17 protein-coding genes are annotated in these 20048 nt (G+C 38.0%); 4 read left to right on the top strand and 13 right to left on the bottom strand.

What is annotated here, in order from left to right; translation table 11 throughout:
* Nucleotides 1-155 precede the first annotated feature (155 nt).
* Complete coding sequence (locus I6F65_RS07140; protein ID WP_166110922.1) at nt 156-1736, bottom strand: BCCT family transporter; 1581 nt, start codon at nt 1734-1736, stop codon at nt 156-158.
* A gap of 461 nt (nt 1737-2197) precedes the next feature.
* On the opposite strand from I6F65_RS07140, the gene egtB reads away from it, so the two are divergent.
* Together egtB and egtD are read left to right on the top strand one after the other, a co-directional pair.
* A complete protein-coding gene (gene egtB / locus I6F65_RS07145; RefSeq protein ID WP_197112200.1) occupies nt 2198-3493 on the top strand; it encodes an ergothioneine biosynthesis protein EgtB in 1296 nt (431 codons plus the stop codon).
* Complete coding sequence (egtD, locus tag I6F65_RS07150) at nt 3490-4464, top strand: L-histidine N(alpha)-methyltransferase (protein WP_166110928.1); 975 nt, start codon at nt 3490-3492, stop codon at nt 4462-4464. Before egtB ends, egtD begins: the two co-directional genes overlap by 4 nt.
* Before the next feature lie 43 nt (nt 4465-4507).
* On the opposite strand, the gene I6F65_RS07155 is transcribed toward egtD, so the two are convergent.
* From I6F65_RS07155 to pxpB, 7 genes are all read right to left on the bottom strand, one after another.
* Nucleotides 4508-5347, bottom strand: a complete 840-nt coding sequence (locus I6F65_RS07155) for a PhzF family phenazine biosynthesis protein (protein WP_231613129.1) — start codon at nt 5345-5347, stop codon at nt 4508-4510.
* Nucleotides 5331-7004 carry an asparagine synthase B gene (asnB, locus tag I6F65_RS07160; protein ID WP_024612788.1) on the bottom strand — a complete coding sequence of 558 codons (1674 nt, stop codon included), beginning with the start codon at nt 7002-7004 and terminating at the stop codon, nt 5331-5333. The genes I6F65_RS07155 and asnB overlap by 17 nt, the downstream gene beginning before the upstream one ends.
* 153 nt (nt 7005-7157) lie before the next feature.
* The gene (gene pcp, locus I6F65_RS07165; RefSeq protein ID WP_197112202.1) at nt 7158-7826 is read right to left on the bottom strand and encodes a pyroglutamyl-peptidase I; all 669 of its coding nucleotides are present in this window, start codon (nt 7824-7826) and stop codon (nt 7158-7160) included.
* Complete coding sequence (locus I6F65_RS07170) at nt 7819-8844, bottom strand: DUF979 domain-containing protein (protein WP_166110931.1); 1026 nt, start codon at nt 8842-8844, stop codon at nt 7819-7821. Before I6F65_RS07170 ends, pcp begins: the two co-directional genes overlap by 8 nt.
* Nucleotides 8841-9551, bottom strand: coding sequence for a DUF969 domain-containing protein (locus tag I6F65_RS07175; RefSeq protein ID WP_024612436.1), 711 nt, complete (start codon nt 9549-9551; stop codon nt 8841-8843). The genes I6F65_RS07170 and I6F65_RS07175 overlap by 4 nt, the downstream gene beginning before the upstream one ends.
* A gap of 17 nt (nt 9552-9568) precedes the next feature.
* A complete protein-coding gene (locus tag I6F65_RS07180) occupies nt 9569-10498 on the bottom strand; it encodes a biotin-dependent carboxyltransferase family protein (RefSeq protein WP_166110936.1) in 930 nt (309 codons plus the stop codon).
* A complete protein-coding gene (pxpB, locus tag I6F65_RS07185; RefSeq protein ID WP_166110939.1) occupies nt 10491-11156 on the bottom strand; it encodes a 5-oxoprolinase subunit PxpB in 666 nt (221 codons plus the stop codon). Before pxpB ends, I6F65_RS07180 begins: the two co-directional genes overlap by 8 nt.
* Nucleotides 11157-11469: 313 nt before the next feature.
* On the opposite strand from pxpB, the gene msrA reads away from it, so the two are divergent.
* Together msrA and I6F65_RS07195 are read left to right on the top strand one after the other, a co-directional pair.
* On the top strand, nt 11470-12759 hold the full coding sequence (gene msrA, locus I6F65_RS07190; protein ID WP_024612438.1) for a peptide-methionine (S)-S-oxide reductase MsrA: 1290 nt from the start codon (nt 11470-11472) through the stop codon (nt 12757-12759).
* 137 nt (nt 12760-12896) lie between these two features.
* Nucleotides 12897-13673, top strand: a complete 777-nt coding sequence (locus tag I6F65_RS07195; protein WP_166110942.1) for an amino acid ABC transporter substrate-binding protein — start codon at nt 12897-12899, stop codon at nt 13671-13673.
* Between the two features lie 798 nt (nt 13674-14471).
* Here the strand turns inward: I6F65_RS07195 and I6F65_RS07200 are convergent.
* The 5 genes from I6F65_RS07200 to I6F65_RS07220 all read right to left on the bottom strand — a co-directional run bounded on the left by I6F65_RS07200 (nt 14472) and on the right by I6F65_RS07220 (nt 20040).
* A complete protein-coding gene (locus I6F65_RS07200) occupies nt 14472-15353 on the bottom strand; it encodes a LysR family transcriptional regulator (protein WP_024612440.1) in 882 nt (293 codons plus the stop codon).
* Nucleotides 15354-15695: 342 nt separating this feature from the next.
* Nucleotides 15696-16352: a CoA transferase subunit B gene (locus tag I6F65_RS07205; protein ID WP_007376577.1), complete on the bottom strand. Its 657-nt coding sequence runs from the start codon at nt 16350-16352 to the stop codon at nt 15696-15698.
* A gap of 14 nt (nt 16353-16366) precedes the next feature.
* The gene (locus tag I6F65_RS07210) at nt 16367-17065 is read right to left on the bottom strand and encodes a CoA transferase subunit A (RefSeq protein WP_197112204.1); all 699 of its coding nucleotides are present in this window, start codon (nt 17063-17065) and stop codon (nt 16367-16369) included.
* Nucleotides 17066-17128: 63 nt separating this feature from the next.
* Entirely contained in the window at nt 17129-18025 is an 897-nt protein-coding gene (locus I6F65_RS07215; protein ID WP_197112206.1) for a hydroxymethylglutaryl-CoA lyase, read from the bottom strand.
* Nucleotides 18022-20040, bottom strand: a complete 2019-nt coding sequence (locus tag I6F65_RS07220) for an acetyl/propionyl/methylcrotonyl-CoA carboxylase subunit alpha (RefSeq protein WP_197112207.1) — start codon at nt 20038-20040, stop codon at nt 18022-18024. The genes I6F65_RS07215 and I6F65_RS07220 overlap by 4 nt, the downstream gene beginning before the upstream one ends.
* Nucleotides 20041-20048: the final 8 nt, after the last annotated feature.

Genomic DNA, 20048 nt, shown 5'->3' on the forward strand with positions numbered 1-20048 from the left:
TATTTGAACAATTTAGCGAATTAAATCACTCTATAACGTCGTTAAATAACCCCATATTTAAGCAAGTTGGTATAACTGACTTTTATTAATAAGTAATAATTTAAATAAAAAAAACGCCGCAAAATTTGCGGCGTTTTTGTAACTTATAGTCTGTATTATTTATTTAGACGGGGTTCTGTTCTTAATCCTAAAATTAAGCTAACACACATAAATAACAACACAATTGTAAATGGTAAGCCGGTTGATACTGCACCCGCTTGTAGTGCTTCAATTGCTTGTGTGCCACCAATCCAAAGTAAAGCAGCTGCAATAGCACCTTCAATAGATGCCCAAAATATACGTTGTGGTATAGGTGCATCTATTTTACCGCCAGCAGTAATTGAATCAATTACCAATGAGCCAGAGTCAGATGAAGTAATAAAAAACACCAATACTAAGATAACAGCAATTACCGATAAAATGTTCGACATAGGTAGTTCATCAAGCATTTGGAACATAGCCATAGGTACATCGGTTAGACCATTAGTACCAAGCGCGCCAACGCCTTGTACAACCTGATCAATAGCAATACCGCCATAAATCGACATCCATAGCACAGTCACTAATGTAGGAATAAGTAATACCGCAATTAAGAACTCACGAATAGTACGACCGCGTGATACTCGTGCTATAAACATACCTACAAACGGTGACCAAGAAATCCACCAAGCCCAGTAAAACACAGTCCAGCCATGCATCCATGTTTCGTCTTCACGACCATGTGGGTTACTTAACGGGATGATATTTTCTACATAACCCATAAAGGTAGTAGGAATGTTTCCCACAGCAACAGCAAAACCAACTAAACAAACAAATATAAGTAGTGCAAAAGCAATAAGCATATTCACGTTACTGAGTAATTTAACACCGCCATCAATACCACGAACAACCGAGATAATAGCGAGCATTGTTACACCAACAATAACTAAAATTTGTGAGCCAATTCCGCCCTCAAGACCAAATACATGGTTAATACCCGCAGATGCTTGTTGTGCTCCTAAACCTAAAGAAGTCGCAAGACCAAACAACGTGGCAAGTACAGCTAAAATATCGATGATGTGACCAGGCCAGCCCCATGCTTTATCGCCTAATATTGGATAAAATATTGAGCGAATAGAAAGAGGTAAACCTTTGTTGTAAGTAAAAAATGATAAAGATAAGCCAACTACAGCATAAATAGCCCAAGGGTGCAGACCCCAATGGAACATTGTAGCGCCCATTGCTAGTTTTGCAGCCTCTGGTGTATTAGGTGTTACGTTCAGTGGTGTTTCGTACCAGCCAGTAAAGTAAGCAACTGGTTCAGCAACACCCCAAAACATTAAGCCTATACCCATGCCTGCAGCAAATAACATAGCAAGCCATGATACGCGAGAATATGAAGGCTTAGCATCATCGCCACCTAAGCGAATTTTACCGTAAGGAGAAACTATAAGTGCTAAACAAAAAATAACGAAGAAGTTAGCAGCCCACATAAATAGGGCATCAAAATTATTAATAATATCGAGTTTTACACCATCAAGTGCAGATTTTGCAGTTTGTGGATCTGTAACGAGAATGGCGACTAAAAAAATGACAATCAGGCCCGCACTAATTCCAAAAACAGGATTATGTATATCAAACCCCCATTTTTGCACATTGTCTTGACCTACGGTGTAGTCCGTATTGTCAATACTATACTTGTCATGATTTTCGCTCATGCAATACCTCTTTTGTTGTCCTAACAAGCCGGTTTACAACCGGGTTCTATCTAATTACATTAATCTTTAAATACAAAGTAAGAATAGATGCTTAATTTTATTTGAAGACTAACTAATTTGAAGCGTGATCATACAGCTACTAGTGTATGAGTTAAATATTAAATGTAAATGATTTTGTACTTAAAACGCTGATATTATAGCCATACTTACGATTTTTTTACTTTACAAAAATAAAAATCAAATTCAGCGAGCATTAAAATTTAGTTTGTTACTTAAAGTAATGGCTACTGTATTAATGTGAAATTAGATCAGTTTTTTATAAATATTTTTTAAATATGTATATTAAGCATCCTGATTTACACGTTAATAAAAACCTTTAATCAGATTGTAATATGAATATGATTTAACACTACAGTAAGCTATATTTTAACTAAGAATAGACAAAGGACTAAAGTATTACTATGAATTTTCACATTAAAAAAAATTATAATGAGCATGAACTCGCTTATTACTTTAAGTCTGTTCGCAGCCAAAGTATGGCTATCGTAAAAGAGTTATCAGCCGAGGATTGCCAATTGCAAGCAATGCCAGATGCTAGCCCAAGTAAGTGGCACCTTGCCCATACAACGTGGTTTTTTGAAACATTTTTACTAACAGCGCATTGCACTCAATACACTTTATTTAACCCAAAATTTAAAGTGTTATTTAATTCTTATTACAACGGTATTGGCGAGCAGTTTACGCGCTCTAATAGAGGCAGTTTATCTAGACCAAATCTAGATGATGTAATTGCATATAGAGAGTATGCTGATAACGCCGTTATTGAATTATTGCAGTCAGACACCAGCGAAACACTTAAGCAAATAATTACACTTGGACTTAATCATGAGCAACAACATCAAGAACTCATGCTTATGGATATTAAATATAACTTTTCGGTTAATCCGCTTTTCCCAACATACGAGTCAGAAAAACCACTCAAATTAACTGATAAGCCTTGTGTAAAGCCAATCAATTTTGTCGATTTTGAACAAGCAATAATTAATATTGGTACAGATATGGGGACCAATATTAATTTCAAAAGCGAGACTGAATTTGCTTACGATAACGAACAACCTAAACACCAAGTGTTAATACACCCATTTAGTTTTGCTAATCGGTTAGTGACTAATGCAGAATATTTAGCATTTATAAACAGCGGTGCTTATAACAACCCTCAGTATTGGTTAAGTGACGGTTGGGCAAATATTCAAACTAATAATTTGAGCCATCCTTTATATTGGCACTGTATAAATGACGAATGGTTTGAATTTACACATTATGGATTACAGCCGCTTAATTTAAATGCACCGGTTTGCCATGTTAGTTACTTTGAGGCAAGTGCGTATGCAAATTTTGCGAATGCAAGATTACCCACCGAATTTGAATGGGAATATGCAGCCCAAAATAGCAACGTTGAGAGTGCAGTACATAATCAGCTTATGCCAACTCCCCATAAAGGGTTAAGCGAGATAGCGCAATTGGCAGATTCATGCTGGCAATGGACAAACAGCGCATACTTACCATACCCTGGTTTTAGACCAATAGAAGGTGTAGCGGGTGAGTACAATGGCAAATTTATGACTAATCAAATGATATTACGTGGCGGATGTGTATTTACCCCTCAAAATCATTTACGTAATACGTACAGAAACTTTTATTATCCGCATCAGGCGTGGATGTGTAGTGGAATAAGACTGGCGAAGGATAAAATATGAGTCAAGTAACAGCAATAAAACAAACTAATATAACCGACACTGAATTTTTAAATGACGTTATAGACGGATTAACTCAACAACAAAAAACGCTTCCGTGTAAATATTTTTATGATGACAAAGGCGCTGCGTTGTTTGAACAAATAACAACCCTGCAAGAGTATTATGTAACACGCACTGAGCTTTCTATTTTAGAGGCATATTCACAAGCAATTGCACAAATGCTCCCTGAAAACCTCTCTATTATTGAACCAGGTTGTGGCTCCGGTAAAAAAGTAGCGTATTTATTAGCGCATATGGCAAACGTAAAAACGTTTGTTCCATTTGAAATATCTGAAGAAATGCTAAGTTATTCATTAGCACATTTATCACCGTTGTTTCCTGAACTCGCCATTTCACCTTTATTAGGTGACTTTACACATAGTCAAATGGTTAAGCAGTTAACTAAAGATACTGCTTTAGACAGCCAAACTAACTTGGTGTATTTTCCAGGCTCTACACTTGGTAACTTTTCACCTGTTAAAGCCATCGAAATAATGAGTAACTTTCACCGGTTATGTGGTGTAAATGGTTATGTGTTAATAGGGATTGATTTAGTAAAAGAGCGCCAAGTATTACTTGATGCTTACGATGATAAAGCTGGCGTAACCGAAGCATTTAATAAAAATTTACTTGAGAGAATTAATAATGAGTTAAATGCAAATTTTGATTTAACTCAATTTGGGCATCAATCACGTTTTAACGAAGTACATAGCAAAATAGAAATGCACTTAGTTAGCATGTGCGACCAATCAGTTACTATTAACGCTCAGCAAATAGACTTTAAAAAAGGTGAGAGTATTCATACTGAAAACTCACATAAGTATACCGTAGAGTCGTTCACAGAGCTTGCTGGGCAAGCAGGGCTTACATTACAAAATACTTGGCAAGATGATCAAGGTTATTTTGCCTTGTGCTTATTAAGACCCGCATAAGGCTTCATATTGACTTAAATAAACACGCTCTAATAAACATGCTCTAATAAACCAGTACTCGGCTTTTGTTTAACGCATAGTTAAGCAAAGCGCCGCTGGCTGATTGCTGAATAAGCAATCCCGACTTTAAACCTGATAGTCTAAAAGCGACTTGGGCAATAACAGATACGGCTGAACCTGTCGCACTATCTTCATTTACACCAAATTGCGGCGCAAAATAGCGAAAGTAAACATTAGACTGCTGCGTATTAGCACTTTTTATTTGCATAATAATTACCGCGTTTTTTTGTGATTGCTCAATAGCATTAATATCAACATCAAGATTTTTTAAATTCACTTCTTCATCTATTAAAATCACCGTATAACCATTTTTAGGTGCAGTTTTAAACGCAGCTTTAATAGGCGTATTAATAATGCTTTGTAGTAATTTATCAGCAGTAAATGTAGTGGCATTAATTGTTAGTAGCTCAAGTTGTGCAGCGGTGCGTTTAACCTTAATTAAAAATCGTTCGTTACTATTTGAAATAAACACTTTAGGGCAATAAGGTTGCGATTCTAATAAATAATTTGCTGCAGCGAGCGTGCCGTGTCCGCAGCGTTTAATTTCATTAAGTTGATTAAACCAGCGAATTTGACACATGGGTTTGTTTGTATCAGCTTTGTTTAAAAATACGGTAGCAGGGTGATGAGTTGTTGCGGCAATGCGCTGCATCATTCTTGAGGTTAAACCGGTCTTATAAATAACAATTAATGCGCTAGAGCCGCCTAAGTTATTTTTTTTGTATGAAAAAACAGTTCGCTCTGAAATATGAAAAATAAAACGCTGCATAAATAAAAATGATTTATGCAGCGTACAATTAACGCGTTTAGCCTTTGCTTGCATAGGCGTCGTTATGAATACCTGCAGCACGACCTGAAGGATCTGCATTATTTTGGAACGATGCGTCCCATGCAAGTGCTTCAGGAGTTGAACACGCTACCGACTTACCATGCGGTACACATTTAGCCGATGCATCACCTGGGAAGTGAGATTCAAAAATTGAGCGATAGTAATATGCTTCTTTAGAATCTGGCGTATTAATAGGGTATTTAAATTTCGCATTTGCAAGCTCTTGATCGCTTACTTGCTCATTTACAAACTCTTTTAATGTATCAATCCAGCTGTAGCCTACACCATCAGAAAACTGCTCTTTTTGACGCCATAAAACTTCATCAGGTAAGTAGCCTTCAAAACCTTCACGTAAAATGTGTTTTTCAATTTTACCATCTTTACACATTTTAGCTTCAGGGTTAATACGCATAGCGACATCAACAAATTCTTTATCAAGGAACGGTACACGTGCTTCTACGCCCCATGCCGCCATAGATTTATTAGCGCGTAAACAGTCAAACATATGAAGCTTTGATACTTTGCGATTTAGCTCCTCATGAAACTCTTGTGCGTTTGGTGCTTTATGGAAATAAAGGTAGCCACCAAATAGCTCATCAGCGCCTTCGCCCGACAACACCATTTTAATGCCCATTGCTTTAATTTGGCGAGCCATTAAATACATTGGTGTTGATGCACGAATAGTTGTTACATCGTAGGTTTCTATGTGGTAAATCACCTCACGTAACGCATCAATCCCTTCTTGAATTGTAAACAAAATCGGGTGATGAATAGTACCAATCATATCTGCTACTTTTTGAGCCGCAGCTAAATCAGGTGAACCTTCAAGACCAACAGAGAAAGAATGTAGTTTTGGCCACCAAGCGTCGCTTTCATCGTTGTCTTCAATTCGTTTTGCAGCAAAGTTTTGTGTAATTGCCGAAATAACAGATGAGTCTAAACCACCAGAAAGTAGTACACCGTAAGGTACATCACACATTAGTTGGCGTTTTACAGCGGCTTCTAATGCTTCTTTAACATCTTCTGATTTTGCACTGTTATTTTTAACTGCATCAAAGCTTTCCCAGTCACGCTTGTAATAAGGCGTAACTTTACCATCTTTACTGTACAAGTAATGACCTGGAGGAAATTCTTCAATATGTTTACAAATTGGCGATAACGCTTTTAGCTCTGAGGCAACATAAAAGTTACCGTGCTCATCGTGACCAGTGTAAAGCGGAATAATACCGATATGATCGCGACCAATTAGGTAAGCGTCTTGTTCTTCGTCATATAAACAAAATGCAAAAATACCATTTAGGTCATCTAAAAAGTCAGGACCTTTTTGCTTATAAAGCGCTAAAATAATTTCACAGTCTGATTGAGTCTGAAAAGTAAAATCTGTTTCTAAATTAGCAGCTAGCTCTTTATGATTATAAATTTCGCCATTAACCGCTAAAATATGGGTTTTTTCTGGATTATATAAAGGCTGTGCACCACTTGATACGCCAACAATGGCTAAACGTTCGTGCACTAAAATAGCTTTTTCAGATGCATATACACCAGACCAATCCGGGCCACGGTGTCTAAGCAGTTTTGACATTTCAATTGCTTGGGTACGCAACTGAGCGGGATCAGATTTAATATCTAATACCCCAAAAATTGAACACATAGTAACTCCTCATTCCTATTATGTGTGCAGTAGAGCCAATTTGCTGTACTGCGAAACCTTGTTTTATCAGAAAAAATTACTCAAGTCACACTGCTTTTACAATTAATTAAGAATAATTTATGCACCAACGTGAAAATTGGTGCACCAAAGCGGTTAGTGTGTGGTTCCGGCGGCTATTTTAACATCAACATCATTGCTCAAAGCTTGCGCTATTATCACTTTAAGTGCGTTTATAACGGTTTCTTCACTCATACTGGGCGCACCATGGTGGTGCACTGCTTGGCTCGGTAAATAAGGAATATGTACAAAGCCGCCTTTCATATTTGTGTAGTGCTCATTAATGTAATGCATAAGCCCATACATTACATGGTTGCAGACATACGTACCGGCTGTATTTGAAATTGCAGCAGGTATATTACTGTTATGTAATGCTTGCAGTACGCGTTTTATAGGTAGGTTAGTAAAATAGGCATCAGGACTATTTTTTTCTATAGGAATATCGATAGGTTGATTGCCTGCGTTATCTTTTATGCGAGCATCATCAATATTAATTGCAATACGCTCAATTGATATTTCACTGCGCCCACCAGCTTGTCCAATACATATAACCACTTTGGGATTATGTGACTCTATTGCTTGATGAAGCTCTTTGATAGAAGTATTAAACTCACACGACAGTTCAAGAGTACAAACACGGTGTTTCATAATGATGCTTTCATCGAGTTTTTGCACTGCTTGCCATGACGGGTTAACTGTTTCGCCACCAAATGGAGCAAAGCCGGTGATTAAAACACACGGCATTGAAGAAGTTGATTTAGTCATTAAACACCACGCTATACATTAAAATAATATTGACGACGAGAAGAGTAACCGCCGTAGGAATTTGTACTTTTATTACATGATACTTATCTTTTAAGTCTAATAATGCCGCAGGAATGATATTAAAATTAGCTGCCATAGGGGTCATTAAAGTACCGCAATAGCCGCTATACATACCCAGCGCAACTAAAGGTGCAGGGCTTGCGCCGTGACCTTCTATTAAAAATGGCATCGCAATACCTGCCGTCATTACCGGAAATGCAGCAAACGCATTACCCATAATCATGGTAAAAAACGCCATTCCCACACAATATAAAACAACCAACATAAAGCGGTTATCAGGCGCGATAAACAAAGTAACTAATTCTTTGATTGAATCGCCTGTTTGCGCGACGATAAATACACCACCGAGCATGGCTAGCATTTGCGGTAAAATAGCAGCCCAACCAATTGAGTCGACTAAACGGCGCGATTCGCTAACAGCCTCGACTGGGCTTCCTCCCGTGATTTTCCAACCTACTAATAACGCCAGCAAACAAGCTATCGTAAGTGAAGCGAGCGTTAAGTGACGTTGATCAAGTAAATATAAATCATTAATAGCTACGCCATCGAGTAATACAGTAAATATTACGGTTACTACGGGTATCATTAATGCCGGTATAAAGAGCTTATTACCCAATCGTTTTGATGATTTAGTTTGCTGCTCATCAGTTAGTACTGAATAGCTTCCCATTGACACTAAATTACAGCCCGCCAGTAGCGCAATGACTATAATACTTATGCCAACTATTAAATATGTCATTGGCGCACCAAATAGAGCAATCGATAAATCACCGAATAAAAAACTGCTACCAAATAAAAACCAAAATAGAGCGGTTGTTAATTTTTTAGGGTGTTGCTTGTCTTGCAACGTTCGTACAACTAAAAACATTACCATAACGCCTATAAGTAAATAAACGTTTTCAATAGTGACAATGGCAGTGGTTGATTGAGTTACATCGGTGTCGATTAACTTACTCATACTGAAGACTCCACAGCGTTGTATTTTTCAATCGCTTTGGCTATTTTGCTTTCCAGACGAGCTAATCTAAATAAATGAATAATTAATGCGCTTATAGCTGTCGGAATAGCCCATAAACCAATATGAAGAGGCTCTATGCCTGCAATACCATTTTCTTTTAAAAATGCGTCCATAAGCAGTACCGCACCAAAGGCAATAAATATATCCTCGCCAAAAAACATCGCAATATTATCTACTGCTGCAGCATGAGCGCTAATCATATCTTTTACGGGTTTTGGAAGTTCGCCGTATTTGTTTGTTGCCGCTCCCAATGCCATAGGCGCTAAAAGTGGACGTACGGTTTGAGCTTGCCCACCTAAGGAGAGTAATCCTAGAGCCGCAGAGCATTCTCTAACAATAAAATAAAATGTTAAAATACGTGCGCTGGTGGCTGTTTTAATTTGTGAAATCCAATCGCGCGCGCGTTGTTGTAATCCATAACGCTCAAGCAGAGCTATAACAGGCAAAATTAATACAAAGCTTGCAAGTTGACGCGAGTTCATAAACTTTTCGCCAAAGGTTTGCAGTAGCGTAATAAAATCGAGGTTAACCGCCCAACCCGTCGCTAATCCTGCAAATGTAACAACTAATAAAGGGTTAAACCTCAAGGCAAAACCAACCACCACAACCGGTATACCAATAAGTGGCCAATAGTTTAAATCGAACATAGTTTTCCTATTTATTTTTATAGGTTATTTTTAAGTGCAAGGCTTAATTGATGTAAATGCCCATCAAGTTTTTGCTTAGCTTTAGTTGCCTGTTCAAAAGTAACGTATTCAAATTCGACCGTATCTAAAGGTCTAAATTGAGCGAATTGATGTAGGTCGGCTTCAATAACGGTTCCTAAAAGCGGATAACCTCCAGTTGTTTGCCCATCATTAAGCAGCACAATTGGCTCACCATTTGGTGGTAACTGAATGCTCCCAGGGCTTACACCCATCGACGGCAACGAGTGGCAGTGCACCAAGTTATTTTTATTGTGCTCAAGCCTTACTCCCATACGATTGCTGTTAGTGCTGACTTTAAATGTTGTTGATGCAAAGGTATTAAGTAGCGACTGACCTAACAGGTTAACGTGAGGACTTGGGTGTAAACGTATAAGTTTGCGTTGCGGAAGAGGAATAGCACCTACTTCAACAAATTCTTGTTGATAGGGCGTAATAGGTATTTCATCATTATTGGTAAGAGCTCGCCCATGTAGACCGCCAAAGCACGCGTTTAAATCTGTAGATTTAGACCCCATAATTTCATTGCATTGTACGCCGCCTTTAATCGCTAAATAAGCTCTTAAGCCAGCTCTACCGGTTGCAAAGCTAAGTACTTGTTTGCTTTTTATTGCATAAGTCCAGCCTGGGTAAATTGCTTTTCCGTCAAGCTTTGCCTGTAAATCAGCGCCGTAAAGGGCAACAACTGTATCGCAGGTAAATTCAAGTTCGCACAAACCAACCGTTATTTCTAAAACGGCATCGCTGTCATTGTTGTTAAGTAACCGGTTAGCAATTATTTGTGCATAGGGGTCTAAGCTACCCGTTTTACTTACACCTAAATGGCGGTAACCAGCGCGGCCAAAATCTTGAATGGTAAGTTGTACACCACTTTTGAGTACTTTAATCATGAGTAGCCCCCTTTATATTAATAGGAACAAATTCAAGCGTGTCGCCTGGTTGAATTAAACAAGGTTGTTCAGAGGTCGAATCAAACAGAGATATATCTGTATGACCTATTATATGCCAGCCACCCGGTGTATCGGCAGGGTAAATACCAGTTTGCGTTGCGCCAATAGCAACAGATCCTTTAGGGACTTTAATACGCGGTTCATCGCGCCTTGGTGTGTATAATTGCTCGTCTAAGCCATATAAATAAGCAAAACCAGGCTGAAACCCTAAAAATAAAACATGGTAATGCGTTTTACTATGAAGCTTAATAACTTCAGCCACACTTAAATTATGATAGTTAGCTACATAATTGAGATCTTCACCATTGTATGTGGTTTCAATTAAGTGATGCTTGCCTGTAAAGAAGCTACTTGCAATATCGTCCCAGAGCGTTGGTAAGGTTTGCAGCCATTTATTTAAATGTTTTTCTGATTTTAAATAAAGAGTTAGCGAGTTCATTGCCGGAACTAAATCAATAAATTCACCACTGTTTTTACAGTGACTAGCTAAAGCCCAAATTCTTTTTTGAATAGCTAATATATTATTTGTATCTAAATGCGATGCATCAAGCAGTAAACTATTATTGCTTAATGCATAAGTTTGAGGCGCAGGGTTCATATATAAACCTATTAATACTAGATAACTCAAACCTAACATAGTTTTATTAAATAAATCACACCATTGCGACTAAGTTAAGTATGTTTTGTTTATTAATCTGCTTATTGTAAATTAATGAGCATAAACATTAGTTTATTTGAACAAGCTTTCCTTAAATTTAATCTTTGAATGTAAAAATCCCCCCCAAATTGATCAAAAGCTATCTAAAAATAAACCTTATAAGATTAATTTCGTACTAAATAAGTAATTAGGTTGAAATGAAAATTAAGATAGTTAGGTCTTAATTAGCACGCACTTGTTTAAGAGGTATTTTATGAAACACCAGCAATTATTTTATTTATCGGGCGCTGCTATTTTATTTAGCGCTGGCAGTTTTGCTTTATCTATGGAAAAAGTAGAACACAGTAATGTAGAAGCAACCATGCATGTAGAGACTATTGTACTTGGTTCAGGTTGTTTTTGGGGAGCCGAAAAGCACTACGAAGCACTAAATGGTGTTATAGATGCAGAGTCGGGTTACGCTGATGGAAATGGCTTTAAAGCCACATACCGTAACATTACCGATCAATCTCGTCGATTTGACGATAACAACTACGCTGAGGTTGTACAGGTGATGTACAACAGTAATATTATTTCAGCTGAAGAGCTTTTAAAAAGTTACTTTGAAAGCCATGATCCTACGCAAAAAAATCGCCAAGGTAACGATGTTGGAACACAATATCGCTCAATTGTTTTAACAACAACGCAAAAGCAAGCGCAAGTAGCAGAAAAAGTTAAATCTGAGTATCAGCAGCTATTAACGAGCGCAAGCTATGGAAAAATAGAAACAACGATCAAACCTCTAGAAGCCTTTTATTCGGCTGAGGAATATCATCAAAATTATTTGGAAAAAAATCCTAAAGGGTACTGTCCAGATCATTCAACTGGTGTGGTTTTTAATAAAATGCCAGTAGAAAAAGTTGATAACGCTGCTTTATTAACAGGTAAACAAATAGTGGTATTAGACTCACGTGATTATTGCCCATACTGTGAAAAGTTTAAAAAGGCAGTAGCAAATGACTATAAAGGCACTATACCAATGACATTTCGTCATGCGGATCAGCTTAAAGGTTTAACAATTAAGTCGGCAACGTGGGCAACACCGACCATTCTATTTTTAGAAAATGGTGTAGAAGTATATGGCAGACAAGGTTATGCAACGCCTGAAGAGTTTTATAAATCGTTAGGTGCATTTAAGCTAGGTAACAGCGATGCTTATAAAGTAGCATTTGATGCGCGAACAGATAGACCTTATTGCAAAGAGTACAAAGAGTTTAAAAATACACCCGATGGTACTTTTGTCGATAAATTAAGTGGAGAAAAGCTGTTTGATACAAGCGATAGATTTAATTCTGGAACAGGGTGGCTTTCATTTACACATCCAGTAAAAGACAGCGTTACTCAGCACGACGACAGCAGTTGGGGTATGACTCGAATAGAGCTTCGTTCAAAAAGCACTGGTATTCACTTAGGTCATCTATTTCCTGGTGAAGGTCCAAGAGGTCGTGATCGTTACTGTATAAATGCAACCGTATTAGATTTTGTACCAAGAGACAAAAGCTAAGCCAATAATCTAGTTAAGCCTGATTTTTTAATCAGGCTTTTTTTTGCATAAAACAAAATAGGTTTATGAAAATCGTTGCAAACTTGTTAAAATTCACATCGACAACTATCACACACATTATTTAATTTAGGTTGTAAATGAATCAATTAGAAAAAATACTAAAGCAGTTTATGTATTTCTCTGTCGTTATGCTGCTCTTTATGTGCAATGCAAGGTCGGCTACTCACTATGTAGTGGGTGTTGAGAACATTGAATATCTCCCATATTATGACGGCAGCGGTATCGATAAGGCTGACTATTATGGCTTTAGCGAAAAATTACTTACTTTGTTTGCGCAGCAGCACGAGTTTGAACTTGAGTTTTATGCATTGCCTATTAACCGTCTTTACAAAGAGTTTATAGAACACCGCCATGTTGATTTTAAATACCCAGATAACCCTAAATGGAAACCAAGTTATAAAGCTTCATTTATGGATGTTAATGATATTATTTATTCACGGCCTATAGTTGAAACGAAAACGGGTATTGCAAGCTTAAATAAAAAAATTACTATTAGTGAGTGTGTGAGTTTTGCCACGGTAAGAGGGTTTACACCGCAAAGCTTTAAATCACTAATGTACAGTAAAAAAATAGAGTTAATAGAAACAGCCAATGTGATGGAATTAATTGAGTTACTTTTGAAAGAACGCGTAAAGTGCATTTATATATCCAACGACGTACTTGATTATAATATCGTTAAATACTTTAAATTAATCCGACCCGTTTATTTTCAAAATCAATTGTCTGTGGATCTACAAACATTTTCATTATCGTCTATTGAGTATCCTGAGATAGTTAAGAAGTTTGATCAGTTTTTAGTTTCTCATAAAATTCAAATTAACAAATTAAAGCAACAATATCATATAAAAAATTAACTAAAAAAGCCCCGTAAGTATTAGCTTACGGGGCTTTTTATATGAGATATTTAAATTGTATTAAATATGTATTAAATATGTATTATGCAGTTATGTCTTAATAATAAAAACAGTCCAAGCTAGGTCACCACCTAACTTGAACCATTTTTCACACTGACAACATCTTCACACACAATATAAAGATTCTGTTTCTGCCTTTAACTCAGGCAATTTAATATTATATGGGTGTTAGTAAGTAATAAAAACAGTTCAAGCCAAGTCACCACCTAACTTGAACCGCTTTTCACACTGACAACATCTTCACACACAATATAAAGATATAGTTTGCTACTTTAATACTTGTAGCTTTATTAATAATATTACGTGGATTGTAGCGAAAATAAAAACAGTTCAAATCAAGTCACCACCTAACCTGAACTGCTTTTCACACTGACAACATCTTCACACACAATATAAAGATTTTTTCTTACGCTATATGAGCTTAACAACCCAAATAATTGCATTTATTAACTTGGCGTTTTATTAAATAAATCAAGTTTTGCTGCTTGCGTATCCGATGAATTTACTTTAAATCGTTAGCGCATTTTCGACAAACGATAAAAACGAATCTAATAAGTGAAAAAAACTAAACTATAGACTTTAGTCTAGGTTGGTTTTTTAAGCTCTTGATTTTTTTAAATATAAATAAAGTTGGTGGGTTTGTTTTAAAAACGTTAGGTATAAATAATGTTAGGGCGAATTAGTTGTACAATACATAATTAGTTATTAAGTATTGGTTCGCCCACAATAAAGAGGAGATCAGTCTTGTATTTTTCTAAATGTACTTACAACCCATTTAGCAAATATATCAAGAGGGTGGTTTGGCTCACTTGCTTCATGTTGTACTAAATAGTATTTATCTTTCGTTGTTAGTGGCTGTTCAAACAGTTTAAATAACCATTTTTCATCTAACCAACTCTGGCTTATCGGTAATGGGATTAATGCTATTCCCATGCCTTGTTGTGCAGCTCTAGCTACACCAAACATGCTGTCAATTTGAATGATTTGTGTTGGAGAAAAATCATCTATTCCTGACTTTTCAGCCCATTGATGCCATGCCCATGGGCGAGCTTTATGCAAAATAAGCGGGACTTGATTAAGCGCTTTACGGTGATCGTCTTTCCATTGAACTAGCAATTTTTCGTTACAAGCCGGAATATACTCTAAATTAAACAACTCAGTTGTTAACCCTTCAGTGGGCTTACTTGATGATAAAACGATTGATAAATCACTATGGCGCGTTAATTCTTTACGTGTTTTAAGCGTGTCCATTTGCAAATTGATATTAGGATGTTCTGACGTCCATTCACGCAATCTAGGCATAAGTAATTCACTAGCAAAAAACTCAGGTAACGTTATCGTCAAGTTTGTATTTTGCTGCATCTGACTAAATTCATTGATGGTGCCCTCTAAGGTGCTAATTATTGGAGATATAGCATCAAAGAAGTTTTTTCCGGCCGTAGTTAAACTAATTGAGCGAGTTTTACGCTGAAAAAGTTCAATGCCAAGTTGTTCTTCTAATTGTTTAATTTGATGGCTTACCGCAGACGGAGTTAAGTACAGCTCGTTAGCTGCATGCTTAAAACTTAGGCTTCTTGCTGCAAAGCAAAAAGAGCGAAGGCCACGAATAGGAGTTTGCATGTTTTCCAATATAAAGTTATTTGAGACGCCTACTATAGGCAATAATCGAACCAGTTATTAAAACTAATAATATCAATTAGTTAATAATATTTATAGAGCAAGTTCACAAAAGTGGTGCATGATAACAACAATGTAGTGCAAAAGCTCTAGATACTGACTATCTAAATATTCACTTATTATAGATAATAATTTACTACAGATGTATGAATAAGACCAAAAAATAAAGAAAAAGATAAAAAAAATCCCTCGTAAGAGGGATTTTGGGTAACTCAGCGCCATTGGCACTGGGAATGAGGTCGGTACAAGGTAAAGCGATATTTTAATTAAACTTTTTAAAAGTAACTAAAAAACCATTTCTGGTACTTCACCATCAACAAGTAGTTTACCTGCTGTTTTACTAATAATTTCATCAACTGATACACCAGGAGCGCGTTCTAATAGATGAAATGCGCCGTCTTTCACTTCTAGTACGGCTAAGTCTGTCACTATTTTTTTAACGCAATTAACGCCTGTAAGCGGTAAAGAGCATGCCTCTAATAGTTTAGAATCACCATGCTTGCTCGCATGAGTCATAGTAACAATAATATTTTTTGCGCCAGCGACTAAATCCATCGCGCCGCCCATGCCTTTAATTAGCTTTTTAGGGATCATCCACGATGCAATATTGCCGTTCTGGTCAACTTCAAATGCACCCAGAACAGTTAAGTCTACATGACCACCCCGTATCATGGCAAAACTATCCGCACTATTAAATATGGCTGCACCTTTAGCAGCTGTCACGGTTTCTTTACCCGCGTTTATCATATCGGCATCTAGCTCTGCTTTAGTAGGGTACGGACCCATACCTAAAAGACCATTTTCGGACTGTAACATAACTTCAATATCATCCGGTACATAGTTTGCGACGAGTGTCGGAATTCCTATGCCCAAATTAACGTAGTAACCATCTTGTAGTTCTTGTGCAACGCGCATTGCAACTTGTTCACGTGATAATGCCATAATTATGCTCCTGCTTAATCTCGTGTTGTTACACGTTCAATGCGTTTTTCAAAGCTGCCTTTAATAACGCGATTTATAAAAATACCTGGGGTATGAATTTGGCTTGGTTCAAGCTCACCCGGCTCTACAATCTCTTCTACTTCGGCAACGGTAATTTTGCCAGCCGTTGCCGCCATTGGATTAAAGTTCATTGCGGTGTGTCTAAACACTAAATTACCGTAACGATCGGCTTTCCATGCTTTTACTATGGCAAATTCACCTGTTATAGACTCTTCTAAAATATACGGGCGACCATTAAATTCTTTTACGTCTTTACCCTCAGCCACAGGAGTACCGTAACCGGTGGCGGTGTAAAACGCAGGTATACCCGCGCCACCAGCTCGCATTTTTTCAGCAAGTGTGCCTTGAGGTGTAAGCTCTACGTCAATTTCTCCACTTAATAACTGCTGCTCAAATAGGGCATTTTCGCCAACGTATGAGGCAATTACTTTTTTAATTTGTTTGTCTTGTAATAAAATACCTAAACCAAAGTCATCAACACCACAGTTATTAGATACCACGGTTAAGTCTTTTGTTTGCATGTGCTTAATTTGTTTAATTAAACCCTCTGGAATACCACATAAACCAAAACCTCCGGCAATAATGGTATCGCCGTCTTTTAATCCTTCCATTGCAGCTTCGTAGCTATAAACTACCTTATCAAAACCGGCCATGAGTCTCTCCTCATTGTGTGCTATTTGTTGTTAACTATCTTGAATCATCATTTTATAAGATAGCTATTTAGTGTGCAGTGCCACAGATACTTTGCTCACAGGTTGCTTACCAAGTACTTTGGTTATCTCCCAGCCAGCTTCACTTAACCTTTGTAAATCAATTCCGTGTTCAATGCCAAGCCCTTGCAGTAAGTAAACTACATCTTCGGTGGCAACATTTCCTGACGCACCCTTAGCATAAGGACAGCCACCAAGGCCTGCGACTGCCGCGTCAACCGTTGCTATACCTAGGCTTAAGGCTGCGTAAATATTTGTGAGCGCTTGACCGTAAGTATCATGAAAATGCACGGCAAGTTTGGTTTTATCAATGTGCGTTAAAAGTAACTCTATTAACTGCGTTACTTTTTTAGCGGTGCCAACACCAATGGTATCGCCAAGGCTTACTTCGTAACATCCTAAATCTAACAGATTTTGCGATACACTCAGTACTGCTTGCGGGTTAATTTCACCCTCATAAGGGCAACCTAGCACACAGCTTACATAACCACGTACGCGGATATTATTAGCTTTAGCAAACGCCATTACTTCGCTAAATCGTTCAATACTTTGCTCTATTGAGCAGTTTATGTTTTTTTGACAAAACGACTCACTCGCAGCGGTAAATATAGCAAACTCTTTAATGCCGACAGCGTGCGCTGCATGTGCGCCTTTTAAGTTAGGTGTAAGGGCGCTTAAATTTACATCGGGTAAATTAAGGGCTGATATTACATCGGCTGAGTCTGCCATTTGCGGCACCCATTTTGGTGACACAAACGCGCCAGCTTCAATATCTTTTAAGCCAGCAGCACTTAAGGCGTTAATAAGTGCTACTTTATCGGCTGTGCTTACTGTTTTTTCGTTTTGTAAGCCGTCTCGTGCGCCAACTTCAACAATACGAACTTTACTTGGAAATGCACTCATAATGCTTCCTCAGTCGTATCTTCTACTATCGCAAGTAGAGCGCCATGCGTTACTAATTCGCCTTCACCAAAACAGTAGCTTTTTAAAATTCCGTCATGCGGTGCGTTAAGCGTGTATTCCATTTTCATGGCTTCAATAATAACAACCGCATCACCTTTGGTAATTGTGCTACCAATGTCGATTAAGTGCTTAACTACCGTGCCATTAAGCGGCGCGGCAAGTGGCAGTGCTTCGCTTTCGTGCGAACTAATATAATGTTTATCAACTAGTTCAAGCTTAGTTTGCAGTGCTTTATTCATAACAGTGACAATATTGGTCACGGTACTATTGCCAACAGTATTATTACCTACCGTAGTTACATGCGCGGTATGTTTTTCGCCATTAATAAATACACTGCAAAGACCATTATTTAATGTGCCTTGTAGGTTAAATACGTGCTCGTTATGCGTAATACTATAGCCCGCTGACGTTTTTATAGCGCTTAGCTGTAAATCGGCAAAAGGGATTTTAATTGCTTGCGGAGCATTGAGTGTAAAACCACTCAGTTGTTGCCAAGGGCTTGCACTGTTTTGCGCATTTTGGGTGCTAGTTAACGATTCTAAATATGCAAAAGCACCAATAAGTTGGCTTGCTTGTAATAACGATTTATCAACCGCAACTAACGACTCGCCTTGCTCAGCAATAAAGTGTGTACTTGGCGCACCTTGTTTAAACGTAGGGTGGCTTGCTAAGTTATGTAAAAAGCCAATGTTAGTGCTAAAACCTGCTAAATGAAATTGCTCAAGGGCGTGTTGTAAACGGCTCAAGGCTTGTTCGCGATTGTCGTCGTGCACAATAAGTTTTGCAATCATTGGATCGTAAAACGGGCTGATTTCGTCGCCTTGTGCAATGCCTGTATCAATGCGCACAAATTCGCTGTTAAGTGGCGTATGTAGCGCTTCAATAGTGCCTGAGCACGGAATAAAGTCGTTAGCTGGATCTTCTGCGTATATACGCGCTTCAAAGCTATGACCCTGCAATTGAATATCACTTTGTGTCAGTGGCAGTGTTTGCCCACCCGCAATATTAATTTGCCAATTGACTAAATCTACACCGGTTACCATTTCGGTCACTGGGTGTTCTACTTGAAGGCGCGTATTCATTTCCATAAAGAAAAATTCATCGCCACACAGTAAAAACTCAACCGTACCTGCACCTCTATAATTTATAGCCAATGCACAACGTACAGCCGCTTCGCCCATTTCTTTGCGTAGCTCGTCAGATAAACCCGGAGCAGGGGCTTCTTCAATTACTTTTTGATGACGACGTTGCAAAGAACAATCACGATCGCCTAAATAAACACAGTTACCATGGTTATCTGCAAATACTTGCACTTCAACATGGCGAGGCTGGTTTACGTAGCGCTCAAGCAATACTAAATCGTTACCAAAACCGGCAATTGCTTCACGTTGCGCGCCCTCAAGTGCACTCATAAATTGTTTGGCGTTTTGTACAACGCGCATGCCTTTACCACCGCCACCAAAGGCAGCTTTAATTAGTACAGGGTAGCCAATTTTTTCAGCTTCACTTTGTAAAAAAGCAGGATCTTGTTTATCGCCATAATAACCAGGTACTAACGGCACGTTAGCAGCTGCCATTATTTCTTTAGCGCGGGTTTTAGACCCCATTGCTTCAATGCTACTTGCTGGTGGTCCTACAAACGCAATGTTGTTAGCTTCGCAGGCTTTAGCAAAATCGCTGTTCTCAGATAAAAAACCATAGCCTGGGTGAATACAATCAGCGCCGCAGTCTTTGGCAACTTGTAAAATTTTGTCTGCTACTAAATACGAATCTTTACTTGGCGCAGCACCAATATGGTAAGCCTCGTCGGCCATTTTTACGTGTTGAGCATGTTTGTCTGCATCAGAATAAACCGCGACCGTGGTTAAGCCCATTTGTTTTGCAGTGCGCATTACTCGACACGCAATTTCTCCACGATTGGCAATCAGTATTTTTTGTAATCGTTGTGTGTTCATAATCAATC

The organism is Pseudoalteromonas sp. SWXJZ94C, from assembly GCF_015864385.1.
Lineage (GTDB): Bacteria > Pseudomonadota > Gammaproteobacteria > Enterobacterales > Alteromonadaceae > Pseudoalteromonas.

Coding starts and splice junctions, on each gene's coding strand:
- I6F65_RS07140 (WP_166110922.1), bottom strand. CDS start 1,736: ATGAGCGAAAATCATGACAAGTATAGTATTGACAATACGGACTACACC.
- egtB (WP_197112200.1), top strand. CDS start 2,198: ATGAATTTTCACATTAAAAAAAATTATAATGAGCATGAACTCGCTTAT.
- egtD (WP_166110928.1), top strand. CDS start 3,490: ATGAGTCAAGTAACAGCAATAAAACAAACTAATATAACCGACACTGAA.
- I6F65_RS07155 (WP_231613129.1), bottom strand. CDS start 5,347: ATGCAAGCAAAGGCTAAACGCGTTAATTGTACGCTGCATAAATCATTT.
- asnB (WP_024612788.1), bottom strand. CDS start 7,004: ATGTGTTCAATTTTTGGGGTATTAGATATTAAATCTGATCCCGCTCAG.
- pcp (WP_197112202.1), bottom strand. CDS start 7,826: ATGACTAAATCAACTTCTTCAATGCCGTGTGTTTTAATCACCGGCTTT.
- I6F65_RS07170 (WP_166110931.1), bottom strand. CDS start 8,844: ATGAGTAAGTTAATCGACACCGATGTAACTCAATCAACCACTGCCATT.
- I6F65_RS07175 (WP_024612436.1), bottom strand. CDS start 9,551: ATGTTCGATTTAAACTATTGGCCACTTATTGGTATACCGGTTGTGGTG.
- I6F65_RS07180 (WP_166110936.1), bottom strand. CDS start 10,498: ATGATTAAAGTACTCAAAAGTGGTGTACAACTTACCATTCAAGATTTT.
- pxpB (WP_166110939.1), bottom strand. CDS start 11,156: ATGAACCCTGCGCCTCAAACTTATGCATTAAGCAATAATAGTTTACTG.
- msrA (WP_024612438.1), top strand. CDS start 11,470: ATGAAACACCAGCAATTATTTTATTTATCGGGCGCTGCTATTTTATTT.
- I6F65_RS07195 (WP_166110942.1), top strand. CDS start 12,897: ATGAATCAATTAGAAAAAATACTAAAGCAGTTTATGTATTTCTCTGTC.
- I6F65_RS07200 (WP_024612440.1), bottom strand. CDS start 15,353: ATGCAAACTCCTATTCGTGGCCTTCGCTCTTTTTGCTTTGCAGCAAGA.
- I6F65_RS07205 (WP_007376577.1), bottom strand. CDS start 16,352: ATGGCATTATCACGTGAACAAGTTGCAATGCGCGTTGCACAAGAACTA.
- I6F65_RS07210 (WP_197112204.1), bottom strand. CDS start 17,065: ATGGCCGGTTTTGATAAGGTAGTTTATAGCTACGAAGCTGCAATGGAA.
- I6F65_RS07215 (WP_197112206.1), bottom strand. CDS start 18,025: ATGAGTGCATTTCCAAGTAAAGTTCGTATTGTTGAAGTTGGCGCACGA.
- I6F65_RS07220 (WP_197112207.1), bottom strand. CDS start 20,040: ATGAACACACAACGATTACAAAAAATACTGATTGCCAATCGTGGAGAA.